This is a genomic window from Shewanella loihica PV-4 (assembly GCF_000016065.1).
GTDB lineage: Bacteria > Pseudomonadota > Gammaproteobacteria > Enterobacterales > Shewanellaceae > Shewanella > Shewanella loihica.
In genome coordinates this window covers 148,969-170,050 of the sequence record NC_009092.1, presented here as the reverse complement: position 1 = coordinate 170,050, position 21,082 = coordinate 148,969, and the positions used below count along the sequence as shown (strand labels likewise).

The 21,082-nt window shown below is 49.3% G+C and carries 13 protein-coding genes, 5 tRNA genes and 3 rRNA genes; 2 read left to right on the top strand and 19 right to left on the bottom strand.

Annotation, left to right across the window (positions count from 1 at the left end; genetic code table 11):
* Nucleotides 1-35 precede the first annotated feature (35 nt).
* From rpoB to SHEW_RS00745, 11 genes are all read right to left on the bottom strand, one after another.
* Nucleotides 36-4,067 carry a DNA-directed RNA polymerase subunit beta gene (gene rpoB / locus SHEW_RS00795; protein WP_011863960.1) on the bottom strand — a complete coding sequence of 1,344 codons (4,032 nt, stop codon included), beginning with the start codon at nt 4,065-4,067 and terminating at the stop codon, nt 36-38.
* Nucleotides 4,068-4,305: 238 nt separating this feature from the next.
* The gene (gene rplL, locus SHEW_RS00790; RefSeq protein WP_011863959.1) at nt 4,306-4,674 is read right to left on the bottom strand and encodes a 50S ribosomal protein L7/L12; all 369 of its coding nucleotides are present in this window, start codon (nt 4,672-4,674) and stop codon (nt 4,306-4,308) included.
* Between the two features lie 53 nt (nt 4,675-4,727).
* Nucleotides 4,728-5,225, bottom strand: a complete 498-nt coding sequence (rplJ, locus tag SHEW_RS00785; RefSeq protein ID WP_011863958.1) for a 50S ribosomal protein L10 — start codon at nt 5,223-5,225, stop codon at nt 4,728-4,730.
* Nucleotides 5,226-5,492: 267 nt separating this feature from the next.
* A complete protein-coding gene (rplA, locus tag SHEW_RS00780; protein WP_011863957.1) occupies nt 5,493-6,194 on the bottom strand; it encodes a 50S ribosomal protein L1 in 702 nt (233 codons plus the stop codon).
* A 4-nt stretch (nt 6,195-6,198) separates the two neighbouring features.
* Nucleotides 6,199-6,627, bottom strand: coding sequence for a 50S ribosomal protein L11 (rplK, locus tag SHEW_RS00775; protein ID WP_011863956.1), 429 nt, complete (start codon nt 6,625-6,627; stop codon nt 6,199-6,201).
* 126 nt (nt 6,628-6,753) lie between these two features.
* Nucleotides 6,754-7,296, bottom strand: a complete 543-nt coding sequence (gene nusG / locus SHEW_RS00770; RefSeq protein WP_011863955.1) for a transcription termination/antitermination protein NusG — start codon at nt 7,294-7,296, stop codon at nt 6,754-6,756.
* Between the two features lie 9 nt (nt 7,297-7,305).
* Entirely contained in the window at nt 7,306-7,677 is a 372-nt protein-coding gene (gene secE / locus SHEW_RS00765) for a preprotein translocase subunit SecE (RefSeq protein WP_011863954.1), read from the bottom strand.
* 282 nt (nt 7,678-7,959) lie between these two features.
* Nucleotides 7,960-9,144 (bottom strand): elongation factor Tu, encoded by a 1,185-nt coding sequence (tuf, locus tag SHEW_RS00760; RefSeq protein ID WP_011863953.1) that lies wholly within the window; start codon nt 9,142-9,144, stop codon nt 7,960-7,962.
* 189 nt (nt 9,145-9,333) lie between these two features.
* Nucleotides 9,334-9,407: transfer RNA gene (locus tag SHEW_RS00755), tRNA-Gly, on the bottom strand.
* A 36-nt stretch (nt 9,408-9,443) separates the two neighbouring features.
* Nucleotides 9,444-9,528 (bottom strand) — tRNA-Tyr (locus SHEW_RS00750).
* Between the two features lie 7 nt (nt 9,529-9,535).
* Nucleotides 9,536-9,611, bottom strand: a tRNA-Thr gene (locus tag SHEW_RS00745).
* A gap of 235 nt (nt 9,612-9,846) precedes the next feature.
* On the opposite strand from SHEW_RS00745, the gene coaA reads away from it, so the two are divergent.
* Nucleotides 9,847-10,797 carry a type I pantothenate kinase gene (gene coaA, locus SHEW_RS00740; protein WP_011863952.1) on the top strand — a complete coding sequence of 317 codons (951 nt, stop codon included), beginning with the start codon at nt 9,847-9,849 and terminating at the stop codon, nt 10,795-10,797.
* A gap of 63 nt (nt 10,798-10,860) precedes the next feature.
* On the opposite strand, the gene birA is transcribed toward coaA, so the two are convergent.
* The 7 genes from birA to SHEW_RS00705 form a co-directional block, all read right to left on the bottom strand.
* A complete protein-coding gene (birA, locus tag SHEW_RS00735) occupies nt 10,861-11,820 on the bottom strand; it encodes a bifunctional biotin--[acetyl-CoA-carboxylase] ligase/biotin operon repressor BirA (protein ID WP_011863951.1) in 960 nt (319 codons plus the stop codon).
* A complete protein-coding gene (gene murB, locus SHEW_RS00730) occupies nt 11,813-12,853 on the bottom strand; it encodes a UDP-N-acetylmuramate dehydrogenase (RefSeq protein ID WP_011863950.1) in 1,041 nt (346 codons plus the stop codon). Before murB ends, birA begins: the two co-directional genes overlap by 8 nt.
* 918 nt (nt 12,854-13,771) lie before the next feature.
* Nucleotides 13,772-13,887, bottom strand: a 5S ribosomal RNA gene (rrf, locus tag SHEW_RS00725).
* Nucleotides 13,888-14,009: 122 nt separating this feature from the next.
* Nucleotides 14,010-16,902 (bottom strand): 23S ribosomal RNA (locus tag SHEW_RS00720).
* A 245-nt stretch (nt 16,903-17,147) separates the two neighbouring features.
* Nucleotides 17,148-17,223, bottom strand: a tRNA-Ala gene (locus SHEW_RS00715).
* Nucleotides 17,224-17,275: 52 nt separating this feature from the next.
* Nucleotides 17,276-17,352, bottom strand: a tRNA-Ile gene (locus tag SHEW_RS00710).
* A gap of 70 nt (nt 17,353-17,422) precedes the next feature.
* Nucleotides 17,423-18,965, bottom strand: a 16S ribosomal RNA gene (locus SHEW_RS00705).
* The 16S, 23S and 5S rRNA genes sit together here with 2 tRNA genes alongside, the layout of an rRNA operon.
* A gap of 630 nt (nt 18,966-19,595) precedes the next feature.
* On the opposite strand from SHEW_RS00705, the gene SHEW_RS00700 reads away from it, so the two are divergent.
* Nucleotides 19,596-20,054 (top strand): RNA recognition motif domain-containing protein, encoded by a 459-nt coding sequence (locus SHEW_RS00700; RefSeq protein ID WP_011863949.1) that lies wholly within the window; start codon nt 19,596-19,598, stop codon nt 20,052-20,054.
* A 68-nt stretch (nt 20,055-20,122) separates the two neighbouring features.
* On the opposite strand, the gene murI is transcribed toward SHEW_RS00700, so the two are convergent.
* A complete protein-coding gene (gene murI / locus SHEW_RS00695) occupies nt 20,123-20,923 on the bottom strand; it encodes a glutamate racemase (RefSeq protein ID WP_011863948.1) in 801 nt (266 codons plus the stop codon).
* Nucleotides 20,924-21,082 lie beyond the last annotated feature (159 nt).

Here is a 21,082-nt window from a genome sequence, read left to right as displayed (position 1 = left end):
ACCGTTTATTGCCAAACTTCGGCGATGGCCAAGTCTTACTCTTGATCCAACTCGATGTTAATACCGAGCGAACGGATCTCCTTCAGCAATACGTTGAAGGACTCAGGCATGCCTGGTTGCATCTGATGGTTACCGTCGACGATGTTCTTATACATCTGAGTACGACCGTTAACGTCATCAGACTTAACAGTAAGCATTTCTTGTAGCGTGTAAGCGGCACCGTATGCTTCAAGTGCCCATACTTCCATCTCACCGAAACGCTGACCACCAAACTGAGCTTTACCGCCCAGAGGCTGCTGAGTAACAAGACTGTAAGAACCTGTTGAACGCGCGTGCATCTTATCGTCAACCAAGTGGTTAAGTTTAAGCATGTACATGTAACCTACGGTTACCGGACGTTCAAACTCGTTACCGGTACGACCATCAAACAACTTCAGCTGTCCAGAGGTTGGCAGACCTGCTAGTTCAAGCATGTCCTTAATCTCTTTCTCTTTCGCGCCGTCGAATGCTGGAGTCGCAGTCGGAATACCGCCTTTGAGGTTCTTAGCAAGACGTAGAACTTCTTCATCGGTGAACGAGTCGATGTCGACCTGCTGCTGCACGTCTTCACCCAGTTCGTACACCTTCTTGATGTAGCCACGAAGCTCTGCAAGTTCACGCTGCTCTTCGAGCATAGCGGTGATGCGATCACCAATGCCCTTGGCCGCGGCACCTAAGTGCACTTCGAGAACCTGACCTATGTTCATACGTGATGGTACACCTAGTGGGTTCAGTACGATGTCCACTGGGTTACCGTTTTCGTCATACGGCATATCTTCGATTGGGTTGATCTTAGAGATCACACCCTTGTTACCGTGACGACCCGCCATCTTGTCACCAGGCTGGATAGTACGTTTAACCGCCAGGTAAACCTTAACGATCTTCAGTACGCCAGGTGCCAAGTCATCACCTTGGGTGATCTTGCGGCGTTTGATTTCAAATTTCTTATCGAAATCGGCTTTCAGCTCTTCATGCTGCTCGGCAAGTTGCTCGAGTTCAGTCTGCTTAGTTTCGTCTTCAATGGTTTGTACCAGTAGTTGAGGACGTGGCAGAGCATCAAGCTCGGCTTCGGCAAAACCTGCTCCAATGAGAAGGTTACGCGCACGGCCGAAGACACCTTCTTCAAGGATCTTGAACTCTTCGGTCAGGTCTTTCTTAGCCTGAGCGATGTGCATCTCTTCGATTTCTACAGCACGCTTGTCTTTTTCAACGCCGTCACGGGTAAATACCTGAACGTCGATGATGGTACCCTTAACAGAGTTAGGGACACGCAGTGAGCTGTCTTTAACGTCAGAAGCCTTCTCACCGAAGATAGCGCGTAGCAGCTTCTCTTCAGGGGTCAGCTGAGTCTCGCCCTTAGGCGTAACCTTACCAACCAGGATGTCGCCACCCTTCACTTCTGCACCGATGTAAACGATACCTGATTCATCCAGCTTAGACAGCGCAGACTCACCCACGTTAGGAATATCGGCGGTGATCTCTTCGCTACCCAGCTTAGTATCACGAGCGATACAAGAAAGCTCTTGAATGTGGATAGTGGTGAAACGATCCTCTTGCGCAACGCGCTCAGAGATTAAGATCGAATCCTCGAAGTTGTAACCGTTCCAAGGCATGAATGCGATACGCATGTTCTGACCAAGCGCAAGATCACCCAGGTCGGTAGATGGACCATCTGCAAGTACGTCACCACGAACCACTGGCTCGCCAACGCTACAACATGGACGCTGGTTGATACAGGTGTTCTGGTTAGAACGTGTGTACTTGGTCAGGTTGTAGATGTCGATACCGGCTTCACCAGGAGTCAGCTCGTCTTCGTTAACCTTAACCACGATGCGGCTCGCATCGACATAGTCAACGTAACCACCACGCTTAGCGGCAACAACTACGCCTGAGTCAACGGCCAATGTACGCTCAATACCAGTACCTACTAGCGGCTTGTCAGCTCTAAGTGTTGGTACTGCCTGACGTTGCATGTTCGCACCCATCAATGCACGGTTCGCGTCATCGTGTTCTAGGAACGGGATCAGAGAGGCTGCCACAGAGATGATCTGCTGTGGTGATACGTCCATGTACTGAACGTCTGCTGCACGCATAAAGGTAGATTCACCCTTATGACGACAAGCGATCTGCTCTTCAACCATACGGCCATCGGCATCGACTTCGATGTTAGCCTGTGCGATCACGTAACGACCTTCTTCGATAGCAGACAGGTAATCCACCTGATCTGTGATCACACCATCAACCACTTTGCGGTATGGTGTTTCGAGGAAGCCGTAAGAGTTGGTGCGCGCGAAGCTTGCCAACGAGTTGATCAGACCGATGTTTGGACCTTCAGGGGTCTCAATTGGACATAGACGACCATAGTGAGTTGGGTGAACGTCTCGAACCTCGAAACCTGCACGCTCACGGGTCAGACCGCCTGGGCCAAGCGCAGAGATACGACGCTTGTGTGTCACTTCTGACAGCGGGTTGTTCTGGTCCATGAATTGAGACAGCTGAGAAGAACCGAAGAACTCTTTCACTGCCGCAGAAATCGGCTTAGCGTTGATCAGATCTTGTGGCATCAGCTCGTTAAGATCGCCAAGAGACAGACGCTCACGTACGGCACGTTCTACACGAACGAGACCAACACGGAACTGGTTCTCAGCCATTTCACCAACACTACGGATACGACGGTTACCCAGGTGGTCGATATCGTCGACTTCATCGTTACCGTTACGGATTTCGATGATCTTCTGCATTACTGCAACGATATCTTCTTTGGTCAGGATACCTGTACCTTCATCGTCATCGATACCGAGACGACGGTTGAACTTCATACGACCCACTTTAGACAGGTCGTAACGCTCTTCACTGAAGAAGAGGTTTTGGAATAGCGCTTCGGCAGCATCCTTGGTTGGCGGCTCGCCAGGACGCATCATACGATAGATCTCAACCAGCGCCTCTAGGCGGTTAGTGGTTGAATCGATACGTAGGGTGTCAGAGATATAGGCACCGTGGTCAAGCTCGTTGACGTATAGGGTGTCGATATCTTTGATGCCGGCCATAGACAGCTTAGCAAGATCTTCCAGGCTGATTTCGGCGTTAGCAGAAACCAGTACTTCGCCCGTATCTGGGTCGATGTAGTCTTGTGCAGCGATCTTGCCTGAAATGTACTCAACAGGTACTTCGAGCTCTGTGGTGTTTGTCTTTTCAAGTTGACGAATGTGGCGCGCAGTAATACGGCGGCCCTTCTCAACTATGATGTTACCTTCAGCATCTTTGATGTCGTAGCTGGCTGTCTCACCACGTAGGCGATCGGCAACCAGTGCCATGACTAGGCTATCTTTCTTGATCTTGTACTGAACACGTTCGAAGAACAGATCGAGAATATCTTGAGTAGAGTAGTCAAGTGCACGCAGTATGATAGACGCCGCAAGCTTACGACGACGGTCAATACGTACAAACAGTGCATCTTTAGGATCGAACTCGAAGTCCAACCATGAGCCACGGTAAGGAATAATACGTGCGTTATAAAGCACCTTACCTGAAGAGTGGGTCTTACCACGGTCGTGATCGAAGAATACACCAGGAGAACGGTGCAGCTGAGAAACGATAACACGCTCAGTACCATTGATAACAAAGGTACCGTTTTCAGTCATCAGAGGGATATCCCCCATGTAGACTTCTTGTTCTTTAATGTCTTTAACTGTGCCAGGCGCAGCTTCACGATCATACAGCACCATACGCAGTTTAACGCGTAGTGGAGCAGAGTATGTAACACCGCGAATTTGACACTCTTTCACATCAAAAACTGGCTCACCTAGCTTATAGCTGACATATTGCAGCTCTGAATTACCAGAAAAGCTCTTGATGGGAAAAACGCTACGGAAAGCGGCTTCTAAACCACGCTCACCTGTAGGATCTTGATCGGTGAACTTCTTAAACGAGTCCAACTGGATTGACAGAAGGTAAGGGATATCCAACACTTGTGGACGCTTACCAAAGTCTTTGCGAATACGCTTCTTTTCAGAATAGGAGTAAACCATGGGTTTCCTCTGATTGCGAGATGTGACCAAGACTGAAACAACGCTGGGTTGCAACAGCACGTTTGCCCATCACCGTTGAAAGCAAGAACCTAACCAATAATCTCTGCTAGGGACTGCGAAATCTGGCGACAAACGGTGAATAAAAAATCGCCTACGCTTACAGCGCAAAAAAGGCCGACGGTTAAAAAACCGCCAGCCTCCGCCCGATCACTCGGGAGGTTGTAAGTTAGAGTATAACTTACTTGATCTCTACTTGAGCACCAGCTTCTTCAAGCTCTTTCTTCAGTGCTTCAGCTTCTTCTTTAGAGATGCCTTCTTTAACAGCTACTGGAGCTGATTCAGCCATACCCTTGGCTTCTTTCAGGCCTAGACCTGTAGCGCCACGAAGAGCTTTAATTACTGCAACTTTGTTGTCGCCGTGAGAAGTCATAACTACGTCAAACTCTGTCTTCTCTTCAGCAGCAGCGCCTGCATCAGCACCACCAGAAACAACAGCAGCAGCGGCAGAAACGCCGAACTTCTCTTCCATTGCTTCGATTAGTTCAACAACTTCCATTACAGACATAGCTGCAAGGGCTTCTAAGATTTGGTCTTTAGTGATAGACATAACAAAAAATTCCTAATTGTACTGAATTCAATTTATTTAAGCGGCTTGTAAAATTAAGCAGCTTCTTTCTGATCGCGTAGAGCGGCCAATGTACGAACGAACTTGCCAGCAGATGCTTCTTTCATAGTCATCATGAACTGTGCTAGTGCTTCTTCGTATGTTGGTAGTTTTGCTAAACGATCAATGTCGCTTGCAGGGATTAATTCCCCTTCAAAGGCTGCTGCTTTGATTTCAAAGTTCCCTTGAGCTTTCGCGAAATCTTTAAGAAGACGCGCAGCGGCACCTGGGTGCTCGTTAGAGAATGCAATCAAAGTAGGACCAGTAAATGTTTCGCTTAGGCACTCGAAATCAGTACCTTCAACAGCGCGCTTAACTAGTGTGTTACGTACAACTTTAATGTAAACACCAGATTCACGAGCGGTTTTACGAAGACCGGTCATATCACCTACAGTCACACCGCGAGAATCGGCTACAACTGCAGATAAAGCACCTTTGGCAGCTTCGTTGACTTCAGCAACAATCGCTTTTTTGTCTTCGAGTCTTAATGCCATTGGCTTTACTCCTGGATTCAATCTAGGGATATCCCTAGCAATTACCAAACTAAGTATTTAATACTCAGTTACTTACGGCGCGAATATCCAGGCAGAATAAATCTATCTGGGGTCCGACACCGTCTACGTAGGGAATTAAGCTAACGTTTATTCGTTAACACCTACGGTCTTGGACGTGAACCATTTACACGAATGAAAATGGTCCTCAACCCACAAGGTGCGCGCATTATAGACTAATCCCCGCACCTTGTAAAACAAGCTAAGAAATTAAGCAGTTGGGTTCAGAGTGCTCTGATCAACCGCAACACCTGCACCCATAGTGGTAGAGATGCTTACTTTCTTAACGAAAACGCCTTTCGCTGCAGCTGGCTTAGCTTTGATAAGCGCGCCTAGCAGAGCGTCTAGGTTTTCTTTCAGTTGAACTGGTTCGAAGTCCACTTTACCGATGGTAGTGTGGATGATACCGTTCTTGTCGTTGCGGTAACGAACCTGACCAGCTTTAGCGTTCTTAACAGCTTCAGCAACGTTTGGCGTTACAGTGCCAGTCTTAGGGTTAGGCATCAGACCACGTGGGCCCAGGATTTGGCCTAACTGACCAACAACGCGCATTGCATCTGGAGATGCGATAACTACGTCGAAGTTCATTTCACCAGCTTTAACTTGTGCAGCAAGCTCGTCCATACCAACTAGCTCAGCACCGGCTTCTTTAGCGGCGTCAGCGTTAGCACCTTGAGTAAACACAGCAACACGTACTTCACGACCAGTACCGTGTGGCAGAACAGTCGCGCCACGAACGTTTTGGTCTGATTTACGTGGGTCAACACCTAGGTTAACCGCAACGTCAACACTTTCAACGAACTTAGCAGTAGCTAGTTCTTTCAGTAGTGCAACAGCTTCGTTGATGTCGTAGCTCTTAGTCGCTTCTACTTTCTCGCGGATCAAACGCGCGCGTTTAGTTAGCTTTGCCATGATATTAATCCTCTACTACCAAACCCATTGAACGCGCAGTACCTTCGATTGAGCGAGTCATCGCTTCAATGTCAGCACCAGTCATATCAGCAGCTTTAGTCTCAGCGATTTCCTGGACAGCGCTACGCTTGATAGTTCCCACTTTTTCAGTGTTAGGACGGCCTGAACCAGACTTAAGACCAGCAGCTTTAAGCAGCAGGAATGAAGCAGGTGGCGTCTTAGTTTCAAAAGTGAAAGAGCGATCAGTGTAAACAGTGATCACAACAGGAATTGGCATACCTTTCTCGAACTTTTCAGTACGAGCGTTGAATGCTTTACAGAATTCCATGATGTTGACACCTTTTTGACCCAATGCAGGACCAACTGGTGGCGACGGGTTTGCAGCACCGGCTGCTACTTGTAGTTTGATGTAACCATCAACTTTCTTTGCCATGAGACATTTTCCTCAAGTTTGGGTACAAACGCTAGCGGCGACATGCCGATTAGCTCCCCGAAAATAATGGGTGCGGATTATACAAAAATCCGCACCCATTTCCAATACGTTTTGTGCTTTATTTAATCAGCTTTTTTCGATCTGGCTGAAATCTAGCTCTACAGGTGTTGAACGACCGAAGATCATTACAGACACCTTAACGCGGTTCTTCTCGTAGTCGACCTCTTCAACGGTGCCGTTAAAGTCGGCAAAAGGACCGTCGGTTACGCGAACCACTTCACCAGGCTCGAACATCACGCGATGAGTCGGAGACTCTGTCGTCTCTTGTAGACGCTGCAGAATCGCATCGGCTTCGCGATCAGAGATAGGCGCTGGACGATCAGAGGTGCCACCGATAAAGCCCATCACACGAGGGATGCTCTTCACCAAGTGCCAGCTTTCATCGTTCATTTCCATCTGTACCAACACATAGCCAGGGAAGAACTTACGCTCGCTCTTACGACGCTGGCCTGCACGCATCTCAACCACTTCCTCGGTAGGTACTAGTACCTCGCCGAAGTAATGCTCCATGCCGTGCATTTTGATGTGTTCAAGCAATGATTTGCATACACGACCTTCATAACCCGAAAAGGCCTGAACCACATACCATCTTTTTTTAGCTTCAGTCATATGAAATGCCTATACGCCCGTAATAAAATTAACAATTCTCAGCAGTACCGCATCCATTCCCCACAGAACCAATGCCAGTACACCTGTTGCCAGTAGTACGATAAATGTCGTGTTTAGGGCTTCTTGACGCGTCGGCCATACCACTTTACGCACTTCAATGTGAGACTCGCGAGCGAAAGTCAGCGCTTGTTTACCCTTCTCGGTTTGAAGCGCGATAAAACCTGCTATTGCAAATGCCACTACGACACCGATAGCACGAACTAATACACTAGCTTCGCTATACATCTGATTAGCAATAATGGCGGCCGCTAGCAGTACGACTACTATGCCCCATTTAACGATATCCAGAGAGCTTCCCTGGTTTTCAGTATTTGTTGTCATCGGTTAATTCCGTTACTCACTACGACCTGAGCTTAAGTCTGGCCGGGCATAAAAAACTCGCAAGTGCTGAGATTGCCCAGTCCATACCACTAACATTCTCCGAACTTACTCCCAGAGCAAGCAGTAAGCCCAGAGGGTCAAAAATCGGCCATAGATTGTATTCTTATTCCGCGCAGTAAGCAAGGCTAAGCCGCACAAGGATAAGCACAATATCTGGGAGTTCTAAAACAAAAAAGGCAGCCTAAGCTGCCTTTTTCAGTGTGTTTGTAAAATCAAATGCTATTAAGCGATGATCTTAGCTACAACACCAGCACCAACTGTACGGCCACCTTCACGGATAGCGAAACGTAGACCTTCGTCCATCGCGATTGGGCAGATCAGGGTAACAACCATCTTGATGTTGTCACCAGGCATTACCATTTCAACGCCTTCTGGCAGCTCGATAGTACCGGTTACGTCAGTTGTACGGAAGTAGAACTGTGGACGGTAGCCCTTGAAGAATGGAGTGTGACGACCACCTTCTTCTTTTGACAGTACGTATACTTCTGATTCGAACTGAGTGTGTGGAGTGATTGAACCAGGCTGAGCCAGTACTTGACCACGCTCAACTTCATCACGCTTAGTACCACGTAGTAGTACACCACAGTTCTCACCTGCACGACCTTCGTCAAGCAGCTTACGGAACATTTCAACACCAGTACAAGTAGTCTTAGTAGTGTCTTTGATACCTACGATTTCTACTTCGTCACCAACTTTAACGATACCACGCTCAACACGACCAGTTACTACAGTACCACGGCCTGAGATTGAGAATACGTCTTCGATTGGCAGAATGAATGCACCGTCGATAGCACGCTCTGGCTCTGGAATGTAAGAGTCTAGTGCTTCAGCTAGTTCTAGGATCTTAGCTTCCCACTCTGGCTCGCCTTCTAGGGCTTTCAGAGCTGAACCTTGGATAACTGGTAGGTCATCACCTGGGAAGTCGTATTCAGATAGCAGTTCACGAACTTCCATCTCTACTAGTTCTAGCAGTTCTTCATCGTCAACCATGTCACACTTGTTCATGAATACGATGATGAAAGGTACACCTACCTGACGAGAAAGCAGGATGTGCTCACGAGTCTGTGGCATTGGACCGTCAGTAGAAGCTACTACTAGGATAGCGCCGTCCATCTGTGCAGCACCAGTGATCATGTTTTTAACATAGTCAGCGTGGCCTGGGCAGTCTACGTGTGCGTAGTGACGAGTTGGAGTGTCGTACTCGATGTGAGAGGTATTGATGGTAATACCGCGCTCACGCTCTTCTGGAGCGTTATCGATCTGTGCGAAATCTTTAGCTTCACCACCGTACGTCTTAGTCAGTACGTGAGAGATAGCAGCTGTAAGAGTTGTTTTACCATGGTCAACGTGACCGATGGTGCCCACGTTTACGTGAGGTTTGCTACGTTCAAATTTTTCTTTAGCCATGGTATTGCCCCAATTAAGAGATACTTGGTGATGAAATCTACATACAACAAAAAATCCGATGCCTATTATGTCATCGAATCGATTTAATTAAGATAATTACGGAAGCTTAGTTGGGAAGGCTGAAGGCAGTTTATCGTGAACGGGACCCTGTTGGGCTGGCTCATAGATACGGGCACAATCAGCGAAAATTGGAGCGGATGGCGGGAATCGAACCCGCGTTATCAGCTTGGAAGGCTGGAGTAATACCATTATACGACATCCGCGCAACCTAACTAAGGTTACCTAACTACCTAGAAAAATGGTGGAGGGAGAAGGATTCGAACCTTCGAAGGCTGAGCCGTCAGATTTACAGTCTGATCCCTTTGGCCACTCGGGAACCCCTCCAGAGAAATGGTGCCGGCACCAAGAGTCGAACTCGGGACCTACTGATTACAAGTCAGTTGCTCTACCAACTGAGCTATGCCGGCGTGTCATTTCGGTAGCGGATATTAGGTAATCGTGAGCACAAGTGCAATACCTAATTTTAAAAATCTGCAAAAAAATCGCCTAAACGTCGTTTTTTCCGCCACGCAAGCCTCAGAAAGTGCACTATTTACCCACTAAGCTTCGACAGGTTAATAAGCCATTATGGAATCGTGTTTTTGATGTTGTTCCACCGAGGTCTATGGTGTACTGTGCCTTGCCTAAGGGGAGATTTCATTCATGCGCGCCAACAACCAAATTCACAATGCACTCTATCTCGCATTTGCCCGCCAACAGTGGGCCGAGCTGCGAAAATCTGTGCCTCTGACACTCAGCGAATCCGATCTCGACGATCTGCGCGGTATTAACGAATCTATCTCCCTCGATGAAGTCACCGACATCTATCTGCCCCTTAGCCGCCTGCTGAACCTGATCGTCGGTGCCAAGCAGCAGAGAGGACTGGTACTGAATCAGTTTCTCGGTCGTGTACCGCCTAAGCGTCCCTATATTATTAGCATCGCCGGCAGTGTCGCGGTAGGCAAGAGTACTACGGCGCGTATCCTTCAAGCACTACTGCGTCAGTGGCCCGAGCATCCCAAGGTGGACCTGGTCACCACAGATGGCTTCCTATATCCCCTGTCTGAGCTCAAACGCCGCGGACTGCTACAGCGTAAGGGATTTCCAGAAAGCTATGATATGAAACTGCTGGTCGAGTTCATCTCCAAGATCAAGGCAGGTGAGAGTCTGGTACATGCGCCTATCTATTCTCATATCAGTTACGACCGAGTGGCCGATACACAGCAGGCCATAGAACAGCCCGATATCCTGATCATCGAAGGGCTCAACGTACTGCAGACGGGCCAGGATACCCATGTGGCCATTCAGCAGCCCTTCGTGTCCGACTTTGTCGACTTCTCTATCTATGTGGATGCCGAAGAGCCGCTGCTCAAGGAGTGGTATATCTCCCGCTTCCTCAAATTCCGCACCGGCGCCTTTAGCGACCCTAACTCATACTTCCATCACTATTCAGAACTGACTGACGATGAGGCCACCAAGATAGCCGCCAACATCTGGGACAGCATCAACGGCCCTAACCTGAATCTGAATATTCTGCCTACCCGAGACAGGGCGCATCTTATCCTGCGCAAGGGCACAGATCATATGATGCACCAGGTGCTGATGCGTAAATAGGTTTAAAGTAGATAGCCAAGCACCTATAGATAGATCAACGGCCATCAAAAGATGGCCGTTTTGTTATGCAGGACGCATGGAGATCTCACCGCCGACGAAGGCCTTAGTGCCCTCCTCCGTCTTAAGCAATATTGCCCCCTGCTCGTCGATACCGCAGCAGATCCCCTCGACGCTATTCTCGCCCATCAACAGCTTGATAGGCTCACCGTCGAACAGATCGGCCTCGCGCCATCTTGACTGGAATGCCTTCAGACCTTGACGCTGAAACAGCTCCAGATCTGTCACCAACTGCTGCTGCAGCGCTATCATCAGCTCCGTTTTGTCCGGCAACTGCGTCAACTCAGACAGATCGCTCCAGGGCTGATCTATCTTATCCGCTTGCGCCGGCGACATAGAGAGGTTGATGCCTATACCTATCACTAGGTCACAAACACTGTCGGCTTGGCCACTCATCTCGATCAGTATCCCCGCAAGCTTCTTATGGTTGAGGTAGATGTCGTTCGGCCACTTAACCCCTATGCCATCGACTCCCAGTGAACGCAGCACTGTTACCAAAGAGCAGCCAACCACCAGGCTAAGCCCCATCGCCTGGGCCATTCCCTGAGAAAACTGCCAATAGAAGGAGGTATAGAGGTGGCATCCATAGGGAGATACCCATTGACGCCCGCGGCGTCCACGCCCGGCAGACTGATACTCGGCCACACAGATATCGCCGCTGCTGAGATCCTTCACATGCTCGAGTAGGAATCCGTTGGTGCTGTTGATCTCATTAAAATAGAAGCAGCGATTCTTGATAGCAGTCTTAAGCTTAGCCTCATCGATAAGCGAGATAGGTGTGGCTAGCTTATAGCCCTTACCTTTAACGCTATAGATGTCGACGCCAAACTCTTCTAAGTTGGCTACCTGCTTGCTGACTGCCGCCCGAGAGATGCCGAGCTCACTGGCCAGCGCCTCGCCCGACACAAAGTGTCCCTGACTCAACAAACGAATAATATCCCGGCGACGGGCCCACTGATCATGCATCTGCTAATTCCTTCTGTCCGGTTGCGCCTATGACCCTAGGTTCGACCTCTAACCTTACGCCAAATTGTTCGAATATCCTATCTATCACCAACTCCGCCAAGTCACATACATCCTGACCGCTACAGCCCCCTCTGTTAACTATGACTAAGGCCTGTTTAAGATGAACCACTGCATTGCCAACAGACTGCCCCTTGAGCCCTGCCCTGTCGATCAACCAGCCAGCCGCCAACTTAACCTGTGAATCTTCCAGCGCATAGCCGACTATGTCGGCATATTGCTGCTTGAGCGCGTCGAATGTTTGCTGGCTCACCACAGGATTTTTAAAGAAGCTGCCGACGTTACCTAATACGGCAGGATCGGGCAGTTTGGCCATGCGTGTCTCGCAGATGCAATCGAACACCTCTCTTGGCGTCACCCCTTGGGTACGTTCGCTCAATGCCTGCAATGGGCCATAGCTGAGATTAGGTTGCCACGCCTTGGATAGCACAAAGCCCACCCGCAAGATCACGGCGCTATGCTTTAGGGCATTCTTGAAGATGGACTCACGGTAGGCAAACTCGCATTCAGCGCCTTTTAGCCGCTTTATTTCACCGCTAGCGAGGTCGAGATACTCGACCCAATTGCAGAACTGCGCCAGCTCTGCGCCATAGGCACCGATATTTTGTATGGGCGCGGCGCCGACAGAACCTGGAATCAACGCGAGGTTCTCGAGTCCTGGCATCTTATTATCGAGACAGAACTTGATAAGATCATGCCACACCTCACCGGCCTCGACACTGAGGTAATAGTACTTCTCATCCTGACTCACCTCGATTCCCTTGGTCTCCACTAATACGGCAGTCCCTTGGAAGGTCTCGGTGAGCACAATATTACTACCACCACCTATCAGCAATAGCGGCTCCAGCTGTTTAAAGGCCTGCAAACAGACGGCAATAAGCTCAGCCTCCTGCCTTGCCCTAACCAATCGAAAGCAGTCAGCCTTAAGGCCCAGGGTATTAAATTGCGTTAAAGAGTCAGTGTTCTTGGAGTCCATAGAGGAAGCGTGATTTATGTCTGTCAGCCAAAAAAGCCATTGTAACGTATCTAACCCCGGCAACCTAAATCCCAACAAAGATTAATCTTGATGGAGCTCATGATTCACCTATGAATGGACTCTGAAAATAGGAAGGATCGTACCGTTCGGCAATTGACACCTGTAAAAAGGATACCCATACCGTTGCAAACAGAGCTGCGAAGAGTATCGAGCAGCTAAAACCATATTTTCGTCCGCGATTATAGAAAGTCGTATCTCACATGAGGGTGCAAGACATCCGCTTATCAAGCGCAGCTTGATGGATGACTGGAGCGCGAATCAGCTAAGCTGCGAACTGAGGGGCCTGACCACCTTGAATGGCGGAAATGCAGTTAATGAATGGAGCACTTAACTGCCATACTGCGTAAGCAGCTTTGGGCTGCATGTGAAGTAGCGCTTTCGCGCGACCTACATGGAATGTAGGAAGTGCCATAAATTGCCAGGAGCAATTTAGCCGAGCGTAGAAAGCAAAAAGCGCTAGCCTAAAACGCTAGGGCTTTTTGCTTTATTAGGCGCCTGGAAATGACCTACTCGGTTCGCGCAGCGAACACATGGGGGTGAAGGTGAGGCGCTTTAAATACGCAGTATTTAGCCTCACTTGAACGCGGAGAAGCTATGCTTCGTAGCCGGAGAACCCGCTCAGCGGTGGGGGACGTCGGGAGTAGGCGCCTGTCATGGCCAGCTTCGAGCAGAGCTCTCCGCGTTCATCCCTTGCATCAAACTTCGTTTGATAAACGCAAGTGATTCACCCTACTTCACATGGAAAGGTGGCATGCTTTGCATGCACTCTCTTTTTCCCATGCTCGAGTAGATATTTCAAAAGCTGTTAAACGAAAAAATCCCCAACACTAGGTGCTGGGGATTTATCGTTTATTAGGCGCCTGGAAATGACCTACTCTCACATGGGGAGACCCCACACTACCATCGGCGCGATTGCGTTTCACTTCTGAGTTCGGGATGGGATCAGGTGGGACCACAATGCTATGGTTTCCAGACAAAATTGGAAATTCGGAAAGCTGTACTCTTATCTAAGAGTCAATCTGAGTTCGCACTTCAATCAAGTACTTTGTATTCTTTTGATTACGTAAAACCATCTTACGAAACCCTTTTGGGTTGTATGGTTAAGCCTCACGAGTCATTAGTACAGGTTAGCTCAACGCCTCACAACGCTTACACACCCTGCCTATCAACGTCCTAGTCTCGGACGGCTCTTTAGAGACCTTAAAGGTCTAGGGATGACTCATCTTAGGGCTCGCTTCCCGCTTAGATGCTTTCAGCGGTTATCGATTCCGAACGTAGCTACCGGGCAATGCCATTGGCATGACAACCCGAACACCAGCGGTTCGTCCACTCCGGTCCTCTCGTACTAGGAGCAGCTCCCTTCAATCATCCAACGCCCACGGCAGATAGGGACCGAACTGTCTCACGACGTTCTGAACCCAGCTCGCGTACCACTTTAAATGGCGAACAGCCATACCCTTGGGACCGACTTCAGCCCCAGGATGTGATGAGCCGACATCGAGGTGCCAAACACCGCCGTCGATATGAACTCTTGGGCGGTATCAGCCTGTTATCCCCGGAGTACCTTTTATCCGTTGAGCGATGGCCCTTCCATTCAGAACCACCGGATCACTATGACCTGCTTTCGCACCTGCTCGACGTGTATGTCTCGCAGTTAAGCTGGCTTATGCCATTGCACTAACCGTACGATGTCCGACCGTACTTAGCCAACCTTCGTGCTCCTCCGTTACTCTTTGGGAGGAGACCGCCCCAGTCAAACTACCCACCAGGCACTGTCCTCAACCCCGATTCAGGGGCCAGAGTTAGAACATCAACACTACAAGGGTGGTATTTCAAGGATGACTCCACGAGAACTGGCGTTCCCGCTTCAAAGTCTCCCACCTATCCTACACATGTAGGGTCAATGTTCAGTGCCAAGCTATAGTAAAGGTTCACGGGGTCTTTCCGTCTAGCCGCGGGTATACGGCATCTTCACCGCAATTTCAACTTCACTGAGTCTCGGCTGGAGACAGCGTGGCCATCATTACGCCATTCGTGCAGGTCGGAACTTACCCGACAAGGAATTTCGCTACCTTAGGACCGTTATAGTTACGGCCGCCGTTTACCGGGGCTTCGATCATGAGCTTCTCCGAAGATAACCCAATCAATTAACCTTCCGGCACCGGGCAGGCGTCACACCGTATACGTCATCTTGCGATTTTGCACAGTGCTGTGTTTTTGATAAACAGTTGCAGCCACCTGGTATCTGCGACTCCCGTCAGCTTAGAGAGCAAGTCTCATCACCAACAGGAGCGTACCTTCTCCCGAAGTTACGGTACCATTTTGCCTAGTTCCTTCAGCCGAGTTCTCTCAAGCGCCTTGGTATTCTCTACCCGACCACCTGTGTCGGTTTGGGGTACGATTCCTACTAACCTGAAGCTTAGAAGATTTTCCTGGAAGCATGGCATCAACTACTTCATCACCGTAGTGACTCGTCATCAACTCTCAGTATTAGGTGCCCGGATTTGCCTAAGTACCCTACCTACAGCCTTAAACGCGGACAACCAACGCCGCGCTAGCCTAGCCTTCTCCGTCTCTCCATCGCAGTTAGCAGAAGTACGGGAATATTAACCCGTTTCCCATCGACTACGCCTTTCGGCCTCGCCTTAGGGGTCGACTCACCCTGCCCCGATTAACGTTGGACAGGAACCCTTGGTCTTTCGGCGAGGAGGTTTTTCACCCCCTTTATCGTTACTCATGTCAGCATTCGCACTTCTGATACCTCCAGCGTGGGTTACCCCTTCACCTTCAACGGCTTACAGAACGCTCCTCTACCGCACTAGCGCAAGCGCTAGTACCCATAGCTTCGGTGTATTGCTTAGCCCCGTTATATCTTCCGCGCAGGCCGACTCGACTAGTGAGCTATTACGCTTTCTTTAAATGATGGCTGCTTCTAAGCCAACATCCTAGCTGTCTAAGCCTTCCCACATCGTTTCCCACTTAGCAATAACTTTGGGACCTTAGCTGATGGTCTGGGTTGTTTCCCTTTTCACGACGGACGTTAGCACCCGCCGTGTGTCTCCCGAGTAGTACTCATTGGTATTCGGAGTTTGCAAAGGGTTGGTAAGTCGGGATGACCCCCTAGCCTTAACAGTGCTCTACCCCCAATGGTATTCGCTCGAGGCGCTACCTAAATAGCTTTCGAGGAGAACCAGATATCTCCCGGTTTGATTGGCCTTTCACCCCCAGCCACAAGTCATCACCGCATTTTTCAACATACGTGTGTTCGGTCCTCCAGTTGATGTTACTCAACCTTCAACCTGCCCATGGCTAGATCACCGGGTTTCGGGTCTACACCTTGCAACTAAACGCGCAGTTAACACTCGGTTTCCCTACGGCTCCGCTATTCGCTTAACCTCGCTACAAAATGTAAGTCGCTGACCCATTATACAAAAGGTACGCAGTCACGGTCTCAAGAACCGCTCCCACTGCTTGTACGTATACGGTTTCAGGTTCTATTTCACTCCCCTCACAGGGGTTCTTTTCGCCTTTCCCTCACGGTACTGGTTCACTATCGGTCAGTCAGGAGTATTTAGCCTTGGAGGATGGTCCCCCCATATTCGAACAAGATATCACGTGTCCCGTCCTACTCGTTTTCACCTAAAGTTAGTTTTCATGTACGGGGCTATCACCCTGTATCGCTGTGCTTTCCAACACATTCCACTAACACCCTCTAGGCTTAAGGGCTAATCCCCGTTCGCTCGCCGCTACTAGGGGAATCTCGGTTGATTTCTTTTCCTAAGGGTACTTAGATGTTTCAGTTCCCCTCGTTCGCCTCACTAAGCTATGTATTCACTTAGTGATGACACCTTATGGTGCCGGGTTTCCCCATTCGGACATCGTTAGCTCAAATGCTTGTTACTAGCTCGCCAACGCTTTTCGCAAGTTACTACGTCCTTCATCGCCTCTGACTGCCAAGGCATCCACCGTATACGCTTAGTCACTTAACCATACAACCCAAATGAGTTTCATCTGAGTCGCATCGCAACTAACGGTTTCTACTTTCGCCAAAAGAATACTCAAGTCACTTGATTAAAGTGTGTTTTGAGAACTCAATTATTTTTCGCAATAACCTTTCGGTTATTACTATCAGCTTTCCAAATTTTTAAAGAGCGGGCTTAAAAAAGCCAAAGATAAATTCTGCATTTATCTTTGGCATCTCTAACCATAACTGCATGCTCTCTTTAAGAGCAAATGGTGGAGCTATGCGGGATCGAACCGCAGACCTCCTGCGTGCAAGGCAGGCGCTCTCCCAGCTGAGCTATAGCCCCATTACATGCAGCGAGAATAATACGTTTACCGAATCTTTCCAGTTGAAAAGATTGGTGGGTCAGAGTGGACTTGAACCACCGACCTCACCCTTATCAGGGGTGCGCTCTAACCAGCTGAGCTACAGACCCAACGTCATTCTCTATCTTCTATCAAGTAATCTGTGTGAACACTCAACAAATATCAATTCAATCGTATAGGTAAGGAGGTGATCCAGCCCCAGGTTCCCCTAGGGCTACCTTGTTACGACTTCACCCCAGTCATGAACCACACCGTGGTAAACGCCCTCCCGAAGGTTAAGCTATCTACTTCTGGTGCAGCCCACTCCCATGGTGTGACGGGCGGTGTGTACAAGGCCCGGGAACGTATTCACCGTGGCATTCTGATCCACGATTACTAGCGATTCCGACTTCATGGAGTCGAGTTGCAGACTCCAATCCGGACTACGACCGGCTTTGTGAGATTAGCTCCACCTCGCGGCTTCGCAACCCTCTGTACCGACCATTGTAGCACGTGTGTAGCCCTACTCGTAAGGGCCATGATGACTTGACGTCGTCCCCACCTTCCTCCGGTTTATCACCGGCAGTCTCCCTAAAGTTCCCGGCATTACCCGCTGGCAAGTAAGGATAAGGGTTGCGCTCGTTGCGGGACTTAACCCAACATTTCACAACACGAGCTGACGACAGCCATGCAGCACCTGTCTCAGAGTTCCCGAAGGCACCAATTCATCTCTGAAAAGTTCTCTGGATGTCAAGAGTAGGTAAGGTTCTTCGCGTTGCATCGAATTAAACCACATGCTCCACCGCTTGTGCGGGCCCCCGTCAATTCATTTGAGTTTTAACCTTGCGGCCGTACTCCCCAGGCGGTCTACTTAATGCGTTAGCTTGAGAACCCAGTGTTCAAGACACCAAATTCCGAGTAGACATCGTTTACGGCGTGGACTACCAGGGTATCTAATCCTGTTTGCTCCCCACGCTTTCGTACCTGAGCGTCAGTCTTTGTCCAGGGGGCCGCCTTCGCCACCGGTATTCCTTCAGATCTCTACGCATTTCACCGCTACACCTGAAATTCTACCCCCCTCTACAAGACTCTAGTTGACCAGTTCGAAATGCAGTTCCCAGGTTAAGCCCGGGGCTTTCACATCTCGCTTAATCAACCGCCTGCGTACGCTTTACGCCCAGTAATTCCGATTAACGCTTGCACCCCTCGTATTACCGCGGCTGCTGGCACGAAGTTAGCCGGTGCTTCTTCTGCGAGTAACGTCACAGCTAACGGGTATTAACCGTTAACCTTTCCTCCTCGCTGAAAGTGCTTTACAACCCGAAGGCCTTCTTCACACACGCGGCATGGCTGCATCAGGCTTGCGCCCATTGTGCAATATTCCCCACTGCTGCCTCCCGTAGGAGTCTGGGCCGTGTCTCAGTCCCAGTGTGGCTGATCATCCTCTCAGAACAGCTAGGGATCGTCGCCTAGGTGAGCCATTACCTCACCTACTAGCTAATCCCACCTAGGTACATCCAATCGCAGAAGGTCCGAAGATCCCCTCTTTTCCCCCGTAGGGCGTATGCGGTATTAGCAGTCGTTTCCAACTGTTATCCCCCTCGACTGGGCAGTTCCCTAGGCATTACTCACCCGTCCGCCGCTCGTCAGCAAAGTAGCAAGCTACTTTCTGTTACCGCTCGACTTGCATGTGTTAGGCCTGCCGCCAGCGTTCAATCTGAGCCATGATCAAACTCTTCAATTAAAAGTTTTTTGCTCCACTCTTTATTCAAAAGGAAGCGACTCAATGAATTCTGATTCACATAAATGACTCGGAAGAATCATCTACATGTTTGTACATATTGCTATGAACACTCATCGTTGCATTGAGATTTAAATCGTTTTCGATTAACTCAATACCTGCGAGTGTCCACACAGATTACTTGATAAATTGTTAAAGAGCGTTAGCACATCCCGGTGATTCCCGAGTGGCTAGGGCTGCGTATTCTACGCAATCCCTTGTTCGCGTCAAGCAGTTTTTGCAAACTTTTTGAGGCTTCACTTTTCAGTGACTGACTACCTTATCGCCTTGGCTACCAAGTGTTTCGACGCTGCGTTGTCTGCTTTGCCGTGTCAGTGGATGCGCATTATAGGCAGTTCTGATTTGGGCGCAAGGGCTTTTTCAAGGATCGGCGATCGCAAGTCGATCTTTTAATCGCTTCGTTGAATTAAGAAACAAAACGAGGGGAAATCACACAGAATGGATCTGGATCTCGCAATATCAAAGGCCGCTAAAGTTCGTTTTTTCATCAATATGCTAGTGTAATTGCTAATAATTCATTACCATATACGAGCTGTTAACAGTTAATTATCAATTCCTCAGAGAACCTATTATATGCAAAAGCCATTTCTTATTGTTTTGATTGTCGCCATCCTGGGCGCATTGGCAATATCTCAGTTCACACCAGAGCTTTATTCAGCGGTCGCATTTTTTACTGGTGCTATTATTGCGAGTGTTATTTTTACACTTCAGTCATCTCCCGCTAACGCTACCGGAGGCGACACTTATACAGGACCCACAATGACACTCTATGTAGGCAACCTGCCTTACCGTGTGCACGAAGGTGAAGTGAAAGAGTTATTTGGCAAGTATGGTCCTGTCAGCTCGGTCAGATTGGTTCGCGATCGCAAGACAGGACGTCGTAAGGGTTTCGGCTTTATCGAGATGTCAGAGGCGGGCGCCAAGAAGGCGATGACCAAACTAAACGAATTCGAGTTCCAGGAACGCACCCTCAAGGTTCGTGAAGCTAAGTCGCAAGACGCAGAGAAAAACGAAGGAGCACAGGCCAGCTAAATTTAACCCGGCTTAATTGATATTAATTTGATATTAGAAAGTCAGCTTATATTTAGCAGCGTCATAACCTAGCTGCCTATTGGCATCAGGCTATCGCGAAAGGCGGTAGCCGATCTGAATCCCCAGGCAGCTAAGGTCTTCCTTAATCCCTCGCAAATACTATCTGTCGTGTAAAGTGCCTGACTCTTACCTATCTCTCCACTCATGCTCGGCTCGAGCAGGCTCACCACCCTGGCCGCAATAGCGTTGGATGAATCTAATAGATGCACGCCCTCACCCAAGTAGCTTTGCAGCTCCTCTCTTAGAATCGGAAAGTGAGTACAGCCGAGGATCAGGGTGTCTAACCCGGATGCTTTGATTGGTGCAAGGATACGATGCAGAGCCTCGCTATCCACAGGCCGCTGCGCCATCTTATCCTCGGCCAGATAGACCAGCTCGGAGGAGCCAAATCTGTCCACGCGACAATCACTGGCAAACTGATCGATAAGATCTTGGGTGTATTGGCGATTGACAGTACCGGGCGTTGCCAATAGCCCAAGGTGTTTCTTCTGTGATAACGCCGCCGCGGGCTTGATAGCCGGAACGACGCCCACCACGGGCACCTTCAGGCAGGCTCTTAACGCTGGCAATATGAGTGTGCTGGCACTGTTACAGGCCACGACCACGATATCAGCCTGGCACTGAATAACCGCCTGACTAATTAAGGTCACGCAACCTTGGATCAGCTCCTGCTCGTCAAGTTCGCCATAGGGTAGCCTGGCATTGTCAAACAGATAACAGTAGTTCGCACTGGGAAGCTGCTCTCGCACCGCCGCCAATATCGACAGGCCGCCTACCCCGGAATCGAACACGAGTATATTTGCTGACAAATTGGCTCTCCCATCATAGAAACGCAGACACACTAAAGGGGCGATTTTTTCACATTCGCGATAAAAGCTAAAGCCATAGGCCTCACAATTGGCTTTTATGGCGGCTTAATCCGCCGGGAAAGTCCGCTACAATGTTAGCCACCCCCTAGACATCAACGA